General features: G+C 51.9%; 13 protein-coding genes. 1 reads left to right on the top strand and 12 read right to left on the bottom strand.

Annotation, left to right across the window (positions count from 1 at the left end; translation table 11 throughout):
- Positions 1 to 4: 4 nt before the first annotated feature.
- Positions 5 to 1,027 (bottom strand): ROK family transcriptional regulator, encoded by a 1,023-nt coding sequence (locus tag H7B67_RS04485; protein WP_185118601.1) that lies wholly within the window; start codon positions 1,025 to 1,027, stop codon positions 5 to 7.
- Positions 1,028 to 1,204: 177 nt separating this feature from the next.
- On the opposite strand from H7B67_RS04485, the gene H7B67_RS04480 reads away from it, so the two are divergent.
- Positions 1,205 to 1,576, top strand: a complete 372-nt coding sequence (locus H7B67_RS04480) for a DUF1801 domain-containing protein (protein WP_185118600.1) — start codon at positions 1,205 to 1,207, stop codon at positions 1,574 to 1,576.
- A 315-nt stretch (positions 1,577 to 1,891) separates the two neighbouring features.
- Here H7B67_RS04480 and H7B67_RS04475 read toward each other — a convergent pair whose 3' ends face one another.
- From H7B67_RS04475 to H7B67_RS04425, 11 genes are all read right to left on the bottom strand, one after another.
- Positions 1,892 to 2,764 (bottom strand): YitT family protein, encoded by an 873-nt coding sequence (locus H7B67_RS04475; protein ID WP_185118599.1) that lies wholly within the window; start codon positions 2,762 to 2,764, stop codon positions 1,892 to 1,894.
- A 169-nt stretch (positions 2,765 to 2,933) separates the two neighbouring features.
- Positions 2,934 to 3,839 carry an alpha/beta hydrolase family protein gene (locus H7B67_RS04470; RefSeq protein ID WP_185118598.1) on the bottom strand — a complete coding sequence of 302 codons (906 nt, stop codon included), beginning with the start codon at positions 3,837 to 3,839 and terminating at the stop codon, positions 2,934 to 2,936.
- A gap of 153 nt (positions 3,840 to 3,992) precedes the next feature.
- Positions 3,993 to 5,186 carry a staphylopine family metallophore export MFS transporter CntE gene (cntE, locus tag H7B67_RS04465; protein ID WP_185118597.1) on the bottom strand — a complete coding sequence of 398 codons (1,194 nt, stop codon included), beginning with the start codon at positions 5,184 to 5,186 and terminating at the stop codon, positions 3,993 to 3,995.
- Positions 5,187 to 5,208: 22 nt separating this feature from the next.
- On the bottom strand, positions 5,209 to 5,952 hold the full coding sequence (locus H7B67_RS04460) for an ABC transporter ATP-binding protein (protein WP_185118665.1): 744 nt from the start codon (positions 5,950 to 5,952) through the stop codon (positions 5,209 to 5,211).
- Entirely contained in the window at positions 5,939 to 6,760 is an 822-nt protein-coding gene (gene cntD / locus H7B67_RS04455; protein ID WP_185118596.1) for a staphylopine uptake ABC transporter ATP-binding protein CntD, read from the bottom strand. The genes H7B67_RS04460 and cntD overlap by 14 nt, the downstream gene beginning before the upstream one ends.
- Before the next feature lie 7 nt (positions 6,761 to 6,767).
- Complete coding sequence (gene cntC / locus H7B67_RS04450) at positions 6,768 to 7,661, bottom strand: staphylopine uptake ABC transporter permease subunit CntC (RefSeq protein ID WP_185118595.1); 894 nt, start codon at positions 7,659 to 7,661, stop codon at positions 6,768 to 6,770.
- The gene (gene opp1B / locus H7B67_RS04445; protein ID WP_185118594.1) at positions 7,662 to 8,594 is read right to left on the bottom strand and encodes a nickel/cobalt ABC transporter permease; all 933 of its coding nucleotides are present in this window, start codon (positions 8,592 to 8,594) and stop codon (positions 7,662 to 7,664) included. It lies immediately after the preceding gene.
- Positions 8,595 to 8,655: 61 nt separating this feature from the next.
- Complete coding sequence (gene cntA, locus H7B67_RS04440; protein WP_185118593.1) at positions 8,656 to 10,278, bottom strand: staphylopine-dependent metal ABC transporter substrate-binding lipoprotein; 1,623 nt, start codon at positions 10,276 to 10,278, stop codon at positions 8,656 to 8,658.
- 1 nt (position 10,279) lies between these two features.
- Positions 10,280 to 11,590, bottom strand: a complete 1,311-nt coding sequence (locus tag H7B67_RS04435; RefSeq protein ID WP_185118592.1) for an opine metallophore biosynthesis dehydrogenase — start codon at positions 11,588 to 11,590, stop codon at positions 10,280 to 10,282.
- Between the two features lie 25 nt (positions 11,591 to 11,615).
- Positions 11,616 to 12,410, bottom strand: a complete 795-nt coding sequence (locus tag H7B67_RS04430) for a class I SAM-dependent methyltransferase (protein ID WP_185118591.1) — start codon at positions 12,408 to 12,410, stop codon at positions 11,616 to 11,618.
- On the bottom strand, positions 12,373 to 13,257 hold the full coding sequence (locus H7B67_RS04425) for a histidine racemase CntK family protein (RefSeq protein WP_185118590.1): 885 nt from the start codon (positions 13,255 to 13,257) through the stop codon (positions 12,373 to 12,375). Before H7B67_RS04425 ends, H7B67_RS04430 begins: the two co-directional genes overlap by 38 nt.
- Positions 13,258 to 13,389 lie beyond the last annotated feature (132 nt).

Here is a 13,389-nt window from a genome sequence, read left to right as displayed (position 1 = left end):
TCCCTCAGCCTTCCGTAATCATCAAATTCAACGCTAATTGCTGCAAGCCGGTCAAGTAATCCTGTCTCCAATTGCTCATCATCAGCAAGGGCAAATGTTCCTTCGGAATGTAGGCCGAGCTTCTCTCCGCGATCTTGGCCAATAGCGAGACGTCCACTTCCTCCTCGTTAAACACGACGGCCCGAGGATTGAGAATGGCGGCGAACGTGGCGATCAGACGGGCGACCGCGTCGACCTGCTTTTCCCCTGCCAATACGATCCGGCGATCTTGCCCTTCCAGTTGAAGCGCTTGGAAGAAGGATTGATTATCGTACTGAGGCACGAACGAAATCTCTCCCGAGAAAAACGTGCTGCCTCGAACGACATCGCCGTTGATCATGATGCCGGAGCCCGGTCCGTTCTGGCCGAAATACAGGTAAACCAGCGACTCGTTCTCGAGCTCGAAGTTCGACGCGTACCCCAGCACCGATGCGTTCATGTCATTCTCGACCGCGACCGGCAGCTGGAACCGGGCTTCGAATTCCCCTTTTAAATCGTAGTCGAGGAATTGCTGATAGGGAGGGATAAAGATGATTCTCCCGTTGTTCACGGCGCCGGGCACTCCGATCGCGATGGAACGAAGCCTCGGGTACTTCTCGATCAGCGACTCGATAAGGTCCGCCAGAAGCTGCGCATCCTGCTCCAGCACGCTCGGCTTGGTCCCCCGTTCCTTGAGCTCGCCGATGCAGTTGAAGATCGAATAACTCGTCTCGTTCTTCTCTATGAAAATAGCCAATCCCAGCATGTATTCCGGATCGTACGTATACCGCTTCGCTCTTCGGCCTCCGCTGGAATCGTCATCGCCCGAATAGCGGATCTCTCCGTCCTTCTCCATCTGGGCGATGAACTTGCTTATCGTCGGAAAGCTGATCCCCAGCCGCTGGCTGAGCTCCGCCTTCGTGGCGCTTCCCAGCATGATGAGTCCCGCTCGGATTCGATAGAGTAACGGTTCCTTGAAATCGTTCTGAGTCTTGAATACGTTCGTCATGTCGATCAACCTTTCACCGCTAAGGGTGGGCGCTTGGACACTTATTAAAGCAATTTAATAAGTCTAGATCATCTTAGCAGACGCCGCGCTTATCGGCAATACGGGGGATTAAGTTGTTTGAGGATGGGCCAGCTGATATGATGAAAATAACTTTGTCCGACGTATGGAGGGGTCAACGTGGAAGTGTTGGAGCCGTTTCTGAACCGTATCGACAATCCGGAGCATCGAGTCCGAATGGAAGACGTGTTTGCTTGGATCTTATCGAAATTCCCGACCCTAGAGCCCAAGATCGCGTGGAATCAGCCGATGTTTACCGATCACGGCACCTTTATCATCGGCTTCAGCGTCGCCAAACAGCACATGGCCGTTGCCCCGGAGGAAGCCGCCATGGCTCGGTTCGCCGAGGAGATCGAGCGGAGCGGCTACGGTCATACCAAGGGGTTGATCCGCATCCGGTGGAACGAGCCGGTGGATTTCTCCTTGCTTGAGAAGCTCATCGAGTTCAATATCGAGGACAAGGCCGACTGCACGACTTTCTGGCGGAAATAGAAGGGTTGTAGGAGCCCTTGGAGGGCTTAAAAAACTACATTGTACATGAAATTTCATCTATAATCTGTCCATGATTCGATATGGAGCTCAATGTACATGAAATTTCATCTATAACGGCCCTGTTTTTCAAAATAAAGCAGATTATACATGATTTTTCAGCTACAATCCCTCATTTGAGCCCTCTGGCGAAAAATAAACATGATATTTCATGCTTATCCACTTAGACGAAGGTTCTTCCCTTCTATTATTTTTCTAAAGAAAAGAGAACTACCGTTTTTGGCGGCGGTTCTCTTTTTATTTCTATCTCGAAACCCCTTAGTGGATATCGTGCTTCTTGAAGTTGCCGCCCTTCACCTCGGCGACATCGTACACCATAATAAAGGCGCCCGGGTCGATCTCATGGATGATTTCTTTCATTTTGCTTTCTTCCAGTCGGTTAATGACGCAAGTAATTTCTTTGAACTGTTCGTTGGAATAGCCGCCCTCCACGAGGTTATAGGTAGCGCCTCGCCCTAGGCGATCGCGAATCGTCTCGACCATGATCTCGGGATGCTTCGTGATGATTTTGAAGGTTTTGGCGCCGCTTAAGCCTTCTTCGACGATATGGATCACTTTGGAGGCGATAAAATAAGCGATACCTGACAGAATAGCCCCTTGAAGGCCGAATACGGTCGAAACGACGATAAACACGAACATATTCAAGAACAGGATCAGATCGCTTGTGCCGAACGGCAGCTTGCGAGACAGCAGTACGGCCAACATATCGATTCCGTCCAAGGCGCCGCCATTGCGCAGGGCCAGACCCATTCCGAAGCCGATAATGATACCGCCCACGACGGTTACCAGCAGCGTATCTCCTTCGATGATGGGCGTCAGGTGATGCATGACGACCGTTCCGACGGCCAAGGAGGCAATGCCGAGCACGGAATAGATAGCAAAGCTTTTCCCGATCTGCTTATATCCTAGAAAAATAAACGGTATATTAAGAACCCCGATCAGAAGTCCCAGCGGAAGTCCGATAAACTCCGACCCCACGATGCTCAGACCCGTCACGCCTCCATCGGATACGTTGTTGGGAATTAATACGGTTTCTAGCCCATAGGCCGTTATGAACGCTCCGATAATGACGGCAAGTCCTCGTAAAACCTTCTTTAATACGACCGATTGCTGTTGTTGCGCACTCTTCATCTACTAACCTCATTTCCGTTTGATTGCCCGTAAATCGAACACCAAAGTTTATTATACCCGTTGAGAGCGTTGAAAATAAAACAATTGTTATAAAAATCCAACGGCGATGCGGGGCATAAAACAGCGGCAGCCTCGGACTCGAAAGCATCCAAGGCTGCCGCTTTCTCTATTACCATTTCGAAAGGCCATACTTTTGGAACCATTGCACGATCTCTTCATTCGCTGCTTCTCGATTTTGATCATCCAGTGCATGATTGCCATTCGGAAACATAACCAAATTGACGGTTTTATCCACCTTTTCCATATCATCGGCGTATTGTTGAACGGTTTGCCAGATGACATTGGCATCGCCTGTTCCTTGCAAGAAAAGAACCGGCGCCTCTATATCCGGAATTCGGTCCAATAAAGAGCCGTTATTCTTATGTACATCATCATTTAAATCTCTAAGATTATTTCTCCAACCTGCAATAAGAATAGATGAATTTTTGGGATTCTCGTCGAGCCACCGGATGTATTCGTCCGAACCGACAAAAGGACTGACCGCAGCAACGGCTTTAACATCGCGACGTTCGGAAGCCATTCTTAACGCGACGCCGCCTCCAAACGAATAGCCAAGCAGATAGGTTGAATCAGCTTTTATTTTCTTGCCCAACATGGACTTGGCTGCTTTAACCGCATTCTGTGCATCCAGCGTACTGTCTGCCAGCCCTTGCACATGTCCTTCGCTTTCCATATATCCGCGATAATTCGGGTATAGCGTAATCACTCGATGGGATGCCTTGCTGATCGACTCGGCGGTGTAACCGAAATCGTAATGGGTGATGGACTCTTCTCTAAAGAGTCTTCCTCCGTGAAGGTTAACGACCAACGGATATTCGCCGGACCAGATGGGTTCGGTTAACAGAGCCTCAACCTTCGTGCCTTCGCTATAGTAGAATACTTGGTAGATATTGACTTTCGGGTTCTGTCCAGGCACCTTGATTAATTCTTTCGAGATGATTTCCCCGTCGTTTGAAGCGGATTGACAGCCGGATAGCAGGGTGGCCAAGATCATGATAGATAAAGAAATCAGCAATACCGCACGTTTTATTGGGATATCCTCCTTTACTTGATTTCCGCACCCGGATTTCCGCAATCGTCCGTACAGGAAATTTTGTAAGTAATTGGATTATATCTCACGGAAACTACTAAATCAAAAAATTGGTGTTAATATAGTCTATCAGGGTATTCATGGAGAGGCATTCGCTTGACGCCTCCTGTAATAAACGAACCCCGACATCGCGACTCCAAGAATAGCGCAAATGAAATAAAGGAACGAATAGGACGAGAGATCCGCCAACGGCCCCATCGCGGCCCCTCCCAGCGAGACGCCCAAGTCGGCCATGGCCAGAAACAAGCCCAGCAAGACATTGCGGCTAGGCTGCGGAAGCACGAAGGTCAAATAAGTCGTTAACGTAGGATATAGCAGCGCTTGGGAGATTCCCATCAAACAGCCGCCCAAATAAAACAAAACGAAGCCTCCCGAGACCGAAGGGCTTAAGCTGACGCACAACGAAGCCGCCGCCGCGTTCATCAGAATGACCATGACGTAAGCGGAATGCCACTTTCCGTCGGAGGGGATTTTTTTCCTTAAGAAGAAACGGGCCGCGACAATCGTAACCGCCTGAAGCATCAGGAAGACGGCGGCGCTGGCGCTTGGAATCTCTTCGGCGTACAAAGGAATAAAGGTTGTCACGGCTCCGAAAACGACGGAAGCGACAAGCATCAACAGGCTGCACTTAAATAGGTCTGGATTCCGGTATAACTGAGGAAGTTCTTGCAGAAATGATGTGGTTTGCGGAGATGGCCCCGTTACGGACGCTTGGGAGTCATTCATTCGGACAGTAAAGCCGGCCATATTCGTTATCATGGCGAAGGCAATCATGCTCACGACAAACCAAGTCCAATCGCCGGAGCGCCACATCCCGACGGCCAGCAGCGGCCCGATAATCGTAGGGATCGAGGCAAACAGGGAATACAGCGATATTCCCTGAGAACGTTCCTTCTCCGGCAGCGCATCGACAATGCCCAACTGCAAAGCCATGGAGAAGAAGGCCGTACATGCCCCCTGCAGCATCCTGGCCGCGAAATACCCCTCCAGGCCGGTAAACGTATATAAAAGCAGGGCCAATCCATTGATGACCAGGATGATGCGCAGCACGCGAACCGGTCCCTGCCGATGAATGATTCGGCCCGCCCACGGTCTAAAAAACATCGTCGTGAACAAATAGGCTCCCATCACGATCCCGATCTCCGTATTGCTTGCGCCCCACGAATCTCCCTGAAGCGGAATCATGACATTCAGGATGGAATTGGCTCCGAAATAGATGATGGTTAATAAATATAAACGCAGAAACGGCCATGACAAAGCTCCTTTTGCCATCCTTGCTCCTTCCTCCATCCCGCTAAGTAATCATCATCCGCAGCAGCTTTTGCGCGTAAGGCGACTGAACGTTTTTTAATTCCTTAATATCAACGATCTCTTCGATCTGACCGCTTCTGAGGATCAGCACCCGGTCGCACAAATAAGCGGCGGATTGGATATCGTGGGTGATGAACAGATAGCCCAGACGGAACGAGTCCTTCAACTCCTTGAGCAGCTCCAACACCTGCATCTGAACGGATCCGTCCAAGGAGCTGATCGCTTCGTCCAGAAGAATGCACGGCGATTCCGTCGCGACTGCCCTTGCGATGCACACCCGCTGGATTTGTCCGCCCGACAGCTCATGGGGGTACTTGGAGCGGAACGACGAGTCCAAACCGACTTGGCGCAAGAGTCGACCGACCTTGTCGCGCTTGGCTTCCATTCCGTCCGGCTGCAGGGTCAAGGGCTCCAGAATCGCTTGTTCGACGGTAAAATAAGGATTGATGGAGGAGGTATAATCCTGAAAGACGGCGCTGATTCTCCCCCGTCTCCCTCCTCTCTTCTCCACGCTTTCCCCCTGAAGCAAAATCGTACCGCGGTCGGGCTTCTCGATGCCGAGCAGCAGGCGTCCCAACGTCGACTTCCCGCTGCCGCTCTCCCCGATAATGCCCAGACATTCCCCTTCCTTGTATTCGAAACTAATGTCCCTCAGAATTTGCTGTCGTTCCCTTGAGAACATGCCTCCCTTGCGATAGGTTTTATAGACTCCTTCAACGGTCAGCAATTCCGGCACCTCCCATCAGCTCCTGAAACCGGTCGTTCAGCTTCCGCTGCGATGACGTCAAATAACGGGTATAATCATGACGCGCATTCGAGAAAATGGCTGCTGCCGTCCCGCTCTCGATAACGCTTCCGGCTCTCATCACCATCACTTCGTCCGCCAGTTTCCTGACGACGCCCAGCTCATGGGAGACGAAGATCATGGAACACCCCGTCCTCTCCCTTAATTGAATAAACTGTTCCACGACCTCGAACTTGGACACCGTATCGAGCGCGGTAGTCGGCTCGTCGGCAAGAATGACGTCCGGCTCCAACAGAAGGGCCAAAGCGATCATCACGCGCTGCAGCATGCCCCCGGACAATTGGTGCGGGTATTTATTCAGAATGCCGATCGGGTCTTGAAGCCTTACGCTTTGCATGGCTTGCCTCAGCTTCTCCGTCGTTTCGTTTTTGTTCCAACGGTAATGGCGGGCGAGAGTCTCCCTGAGATGAACGCCGATGACGCTCGACGGATCGAAAGCGCGCATTCCGTTCTGGAGGATCATGTAGAGCTGCTTCCCTCGTCGGCTTCTCATCTCGCGTTCGTCCAGTTCGTTTAAATCGACTCCTTTAAACCGGATCTCCCCCGATTGAAGAAGCCCTCTCCCGTTTAATCTCATAATCGCCCTGCAGGTCAGCGACTTGCCGCTCCCGCTCTCGCCGATAATGGCCAAGCAGCTTCCCTTCTTCAACTGAAACGAGCTATCCGAGACGAGCACGCTCCCTCCCCGACCGTCCCACACCCTCAAATTCCTCACTTCCAATAGATTCATAGAGGAATCACGCCACCTCGTTTCTTTGGATTCTTCCGGCCACGGAGTCCGGACGGCCCTGCCGTTTCTTGCCGGATATCCCTAGCTTGGGATCCAGGGCGACCTGGAGCGAGTCCGTAAAGAAGTTGACGGCCGTCACGAAGAGAATGGTCGTTATCCCGGGAGCAAGCATCATTTCCGGTCTTGAGAACATGACTTCCCTTGCCTCGTTCAGCATCATCCCCCACTCCGCATGCGGCGCTTGGATCCCTAGCCCCAGAAAAGAGAAGCCGGAAAGCTGCAAGACCATGGAGCTGTAGGCGCTGCTGGAGGTCACGGCAATGTCCGGCAGCGAGACCGGCAAGATATGCTTCCTCATGATTCGGAGGCTGCCCATGCCAAGCACCTTGGAGAACTTCACGTAATCGGATTCGGCATAGGCCATGACGGACGTTCGGATGATGCGGGCGAACCAGGCCCACTTCATCAAGACGAACGCAAGCAGAATATTCTCGAGTCCCACGCCGAGAATGCCGATGATCGCCAAAGTCATCACGTAGCCGGGAAAGGACAGCATGACATCGCAGATTCTCATCAGGAAAGCATCGATTCTCCCTTTGAAGTACCCGGCAATAAATCCGATAACCGCTCCGATCCCCACGGAGGCGACCAATGCGACCAATACCCACAGCACGCTTGGACGGATCCCATAGATGAGTCTGGAGAGAATGCATCGTCCCAAATGATCGTTGCCCAGCAGGTATTCCCAGGATGCCGAGGCAAAGCGAAGCTCCATATGGACCTCTTCCGGATCGTTCGGGGCGATCCAAGGCGCGAAGATCCCGGCGATGACGGTAATCGAGATAATGGCCAACGATAAAGCGGCTAACTTGTCTTTGAGAAAATAATGGAATCGTCTCATTTATCCGTCTTCCCTTAATTTAGGATTCACCCAAGCGTTGACCATGTCCGAGAAGGTATTGACGATGACGAAAGACGCAGCCAGGATGAGCACGTACGCTTGAATGATCGGAAAATCCCGGCTTAGGATGGAATTGACGCTTAGCGTCCCCAACCCCGGCCAAGCGAAGATATTCTCCACGACAACCGTGCTTCCGAGGATGATAGGAATCGCCATGCAAAATACCGAGACGGCCACCTGAAGCGAATTTCGGAGAATGCGCCTCGTGATCTTGCGCTCCGGCAAGCCGCACGCTCTGCCGTACAGCACATAATCCTCGTTAAGGCTGCTCAGCATGGAGCTTCTTACGATGCGGAAGTAAATCCCGGCATAGCTAATCGTAATGACGGTTACCGGCAAGATATAGCTGCCGATCGTGTCCATGCCGTTCGTAGGCAGCAAATCCAGCTTGACGGAAAAGTACAACACCAATAGGGACGCCAACAAATAGGAGGGCATAGCGGTCAGAACGAAGGAGATCCCTCGGATCGACTTATCCAGCAGCTTTCCTTCCCTAAGGGCGCAGAGAACGCCTAAAGCGATGGACAAGATAATAATGGCCACGACCGACACCATCGTTAGCTTCAACGTATTTAAGAAGGCGGGTCCCAGTAAGGACCACACCGGTTTGCCCGTCACGTAGGAGTCTCCGAAGTCCAACCTCAAGCAGGAGAGGAACCAGTTCCAATAACGGACGAGCAAAGGGCGGTCCAAGCCCAGGGCCAACCTCGTTTCCTCCAGCAACTCGTCGGTAATTCTCGGCACGCCTTGGGCATGAAGCACGACTTCGGCCGGATCCATCGGAGAGAGCGAATTCAGAATAAAGGTCAGGAAAGAAACGACGAGCAGCAGCGGAACCGAGATCAGCCCTCTTTTGAAAATATATCTCCCCATGAAAGTCTCCTTTATGACAAGTAAAAAGGGGGGGATTCCCCCCTCTTGCTTGCCGAGTCGCCTACCGGCTAAAAGACATTTGCTCAAACGGAAGCTCGAACTGCGTTTGCTTGAAAGAGATGCCCTGCAGGTCCTTAGGCGCCACGATCGTAACGCTGCCGTTGGTTAGCGGAATAAACACCGCTTCGTCGTGGACGATGGTCAGGATATCTTGATACAGGGCCTTCCGGGTTTCTTCATCGGAGGACACCATAACTTCCCCGATTTTTCGGTATAGCTCCTCGGCTTCCGGAATGCCGCTCGTCGTATGACGGTAGGCCGAATCGGAGGTGAAGGAGGCGATGGTGCTCTGCGGATCGTACGCGAGACCCCAAGTTTGATTAAACAGCAGATCGTAGTCGCCGGTCGTTCTTCTGTTGGCGATAGAGGTCGATTCCTCGCCGAACAGCTCCAGTTGGATGCCGATATTCTTCGCCGCGTTCTGAATCATCTCGGCCTGGGCCTTCTGGGACGAGGAATTGACGTCGTAATACAAGTTCATGGTTAATTTTCGGCCGTCTTTCTCCCTAATGCCTTCTCCTACCCATCCATTCTCCTCCAGCAGCTTCTCGGCCAGCTCGAGGTCGTAGTCGCGCTTCTGCAACTCGACGTTCGCGTAATTGACATTCGAGGAGAAGAGCGTATCGGCCGCGGACTCCGTGCCATTGAAGATGGCCTCGCCGATGGTCTCTCTGTCGATCGAATGCCAGATGGCTTGGCGTACGGCGGCATCCGCGGCGGGGCTGTCCTTCTTGCTGCTGTTGGCGACGATCATCTTGGTGTTCATCGGCTCGCTTCTGACGATCTGGAAGTCGCCCGATTCGGCCAGCTTGTTCATCGCCTCCACGTCGATGCTGTCCGCTCCCCGGTCATCCGTAAACACGAAGTCGACTTCCCCTTTCTGAAGGGCCAAGAAGGTCGTTTCGCCCGCCGGAAGTACTTTAGCCGTAATCTTCTTCAGCTTAGGAGCGCCGTTCCAATAGCTCTCGTTCGCTTCGAAGACGGCAAATTGATCGGTTTTATGATCCGTGAGCTTATAAGGACCGGTTCCGTTGTATCCGTTTACGCCGTCCTTCGTTTCGCCGTCGATAAAGTCCTTAGGAGAGAGAAACACATACGGCCGGGTCATCGACAATTCGAGCAGCGCGGGATAATACGGCTCCGAAAGCTCCAGCTGCACGGTATATTCATCGATTACCTTCGTTTCCGTCAGCATGGAGGACAATTTAATCCACGCATGCTTGGAAGCGTTGCTCTGGACGGCGTCGAAATTGAGCTTGACCGCTTCGGCGTTGAAAGGCTCGCCGTCATGGAAAGTGACGTTTGGCCGCAGGCGGAACGTATAGATCTTGCCATCCTCGGAGATGTCCCACGATTCCGCCAACAGCGGCTTAATGCCTTCCGCCGTGTTTTCCACCAATGATTCATAGACGATACCCTGCGCCGGCATAGAGCCCGCATACAAATGAGGGTTCATGTCGTTGATGTCTTTGGCCGTCGCGTAAACCAGTTCATCTCTCGCCGAAGAGGACGCCGCCGAATTCGCCGAGCTCTCCTTCTCGCTATTAGCGGAGCTGCTGCATCCCGCCAGCCACAAGGCCGCGACTACCAATACAAGAAAGGGAACGACTTGTTTCTTTACCATTTCAATGCCTCCTGATCTCCCTGCTAACCGACTCGCCGACAATCCTCCGCAGATCCTCTTCGAAGCTTTGAACGAGGAATGCCTCGGACAACGGTTCATCCTTTAGCCTTTGCGCGGTTTCTTCGATTTTGCTTTCATAGGTCTCTATAAATCGGTCCATCGTCGGTGTCCTAATAGCCGCGGTTCTTGCTATGCCTTGAATGATTTTAATCCGGTAATAATCTTCTTTGGGCATTCTCGGGATATCCCAATAGCCATCCTTGTTGACGAAAATGGGACGCAAGGGAACCGCCGAAAAATCGAAATATCTCCCCTCCCGATCCGGCTGAGAGTAGGGATCGATCAGCAAGGAAGCGTAGCGGACGTACAACAAGTACTCTTGGTGAATGGCATCGAGACGGGTAAAGTTATCGATGTCGCGTCGGGATAAGCTTTCCGGTCTTACCGGATAATTATCGTCCGTCATAAACTTGAGGAGATTAAGGCCTTTCAGCCCCATCTTCTCCAGCAGGGATGAGATCTCTTGCCAATACGCCCTCATGTCGCGAATAAGCTGCGGCGTGATGGGGCCTTCGGGAAAAAGCTTGTAAACGTATTTCTTGGATTCGACCTCTTTAAAGACGACGCTTAAAGAAAACTCATTCATGAATAGCGGCGGATGGACGTATAAGGAAATGTTTCTCGACTCGGCTTCTATCGGAGCAGGCACGATTTCGAGAGCGATTCCTAATTGCGAGTATAAGTCGCAAAGCTTGTCGAGATTGCCGGATGGACGATGCGAGGATCCGGCATACAATCTCTTCTTGACGCCGGTCGTCTTCGCTTGATTGGAAGGCGCGCCATCAAGCCAGCGGGTATCTCCCAGATAAGTGGAGAAGCTGATCACTTCCGGGAAGGAGCCGATCTCCTTCATGTATTGTTTCAGCAAGCTATTCGATCCGAAGGTAGGAGAGATCAAGACGATGCATTTGACTTGCCGTAGAAGCTGTCCGTTCAGTTGACTCAGAACCTCTATGTAGGAATCCGTCGTAACCGCCATCATCAGGGTATCCCATTCCCCATTAACGGCCGCGTATCCATGAAAGACTTGATCGATTTTACACCTCCCTTCCAATCGGCCGTGTTTTTCATTTTGAATCTCGACGCGAATCTCTTGATCGTTCTCCCGCATGGCCGCAAAGAACGGAGCGGATCGAATGGACTCCCGTCCCGCGATTCCAACGTAGCTCTTTAAGTATTTTTTCAGTAGAAGGACCATCTGAATGCCGACGGGTCCCGTCCCCAATACCAATACCCGGCTCAAATCGCTCATAAAGACCTCCCATTCTCCCTTTATTTCAAGGCTTCTTATAGTAGGCGATATCAAAGACTTGATCGGGATGCAGAACAACGTCGGCAAGCTGCCACTTCCGGGGGTCGGTTTCTTGCATCGGATAATTGAACAAGGATTTCAAATCGTTCCCGAACCTCATCGCCACGGCAACGTTCGCTTTCGTCAAAGAATGCAATTGATCCAGCAGCTCGTATTTAAGGGCAACCGTTGAACTAAAGATAATGTGCGTGAACTCGCCGATCCCTTCCAGCTGTTCAAGGAACCTGTTCTCAAGCCGTATTCGCAAGCCGCCGCCTAGTCTAGCGATAACTTTCCTTCCCAGCTCAATGGCGTCTTGATCGATATCGATGCCCAGGACCTCGGCTCCCGTTCGTCTAGCGATATACAGCGGAGTCATCGGGAATGCACCCGAGCCCACCAATAAGACCTTGGAGTCGGAATCCAGATAAAATCTTCCGAATTCTTCCTGGATGCCGGCCTCGATATTATCGAAGTATTCGGTATGGTCCTCTTCTCCGCCGAGCAGCTTCCATGCCCGATGCTTCTCCATCATGGCCACGCATAGGGCGGACGTTTCCCTTAACTCGTCTGCAACCGGAGATAGCTCGGCTGCTTGATGAGGTTCCAACTGCCCCCATTCGGTTCGGTTCCTCTCCTCGAGGATAAATCTCGAATAGTCGTCGATGACCCTCTCCAACTCCGAGCTTCCGCGGAAGCTATCGGGGGATGAAGTCGCTAAGGAGGAGAACTTCTCGAGAAAATCAGTTAAAGATCGGCGCAGCCGAAGGTATGCATCCATTCTGCCTGCTCCTTTCCGTATCGATAAACGCTTTGCCATGAGCCACGATGCTTACGGCGCCCTCGATTTGAAGGCTTGTTACCTTCTGTCCGCCGTATTCCGCCGATACTTGAATCGTGCCGCCCGGCTGTTTGATTCGCGCGCTGACATTCTCCTTGTTCCGCCAGGACAAGTACGCTCCCACCGAAGCCGTTCCGGAGCCGCACCCTTTCTCCCAGACCATGCTGTCCAGTCCCGGGAGGTAAATAAGCGAGGCCATTTCAAATGTTTCCGAATTAAACATCAAGATGCCGATTAATCCGGAATCGAACGCGAGGCCAAGCAGTTTGGCCAACCCTTCGGCTTTCCTCATCCACTCCTCGGAGAATCGGTCCGCCTCGATGACGACGTGGAAAGCACGTTCGTACTTCACCAAAACAAGCGGTATCTCTTCCCCTCCATAAGTCGCGGATTTGGATTCGACTGCGTAAGGCAAGGGCATAGCAACTTGGCAGAGGTAGACGTCCCCTTCCCTTCTCGCGCGGCAGGAGACTAATTGATTCGTTCCCGAGGTTTCCAATTTAATCTCCATGACGCCATCCGATTCCATGCCGCTGTTGGCCGCTAGGTAGGCAGCCATCGACATGCAAGCGTTGCCGCAGAACTCCCCGCCGGCCATTTGCAGGCTTGCCGCCGCGACCGGGTTGCTCGAGCGGTTAATAAACCCGACTTGCTCGGCATGCAGGCTGTCGTAGGACATTAATTGCGAAGCGATATGCTTGTAGTCTTCCGCAGGATGATTCGACTTCACAAGAATGGTCATATTTTGCGTCGGGTTGAATTTCACAAAATCGATTTCTTGCATCATTTCACCAGCCCTTTGCTCTTATATGTAATTATTACGATTTAAGTGCAGGTTAAATCGTCTCAGGAATATCGAACCATATCCCTCTTCATAATTGTAATCATTACGATTTGAGGATAGCAATAAAGGAAACAC

Source organism: Cohnella thailandensis, from assembly GCF_014212135.1.
GTDB classification, from domain to species: domain Bacteria; phylum Bacillota; class Bacilli; order Paenibacillales; family Paenibacillaceae; genus Cohnella; species Cohnella thailandensis.
This window is presented reverse-complemented; position numbering and strand designations above follow the sequence as displayed.

Coding starts and splice junctions, on each gene's coding strand:
- opp1B (WP_185118594.1), bottom strand. CDS start 8,594: ATGGGGAGATATATTTTCAAAAGAGGGCTGATCTCGGTTCCGCTGCTG.
- H7B67_RS04435 (WP_185118592.1), bottom strand. CDS start 11,590: ATGAGCGATTTGAGCCGGGTATTGGTATTGGGGACGGGACCCGTCGGC.
- cntC (WP_185118595.1), bottom strand. CDS start 7,661: ATGAGACGATTCCATTATTTTCTCAAAGACAAGTTAGCCGCTTTATCG.
- cntA (WP_185118593.1), bottom strand. CDS start 10,278: ATGGTAAAGAAACAAGTCGTTCCCTTTCTTGTATTGGTAGTCGCGGCC.
- H7B67_RS04430 (WP_185118591.1), bottom strand. CDS start 12,410: ATGGATGCATACCTTCGGCTGCGCCGATCTTTAACTGATTTTCTCGAG.
- cntD (WP_185118596.1), bottom strand. CDS start 6,760: ATGAATCTATTGGAAGTGAGGAATTTGAGGGTGTGGGACGGTCGGGGA.
- H7B67_RS04485 (WP_185118601.1), bottom strand. CDS start 1,027: ATGACGAACGTATTCAAGACTCAGAACGATTTCAAGGAACCGTTACTC.
- cntE (WP_185118597.1), bottom strand. CDS start 5,186: ATGGCAAAAGGAGCTTTGTCATGGCCGTTTCTGCGTTTATATTTATTA.
- H7B67_RS04425 (WP_185118590.1), bottom strand. CDS start 13,257: ATGATGCAAGAAATCGATTTTGTGAAATTCAACCCGACGCAAAATATG.
- H7B67_RS04475 (WP_185118599.1), bottom strand. CDS start 2,764: ATGAAGAGTGCGCAACAACAGCAATCGGTCGTATTAAAGAAGGTTTTA.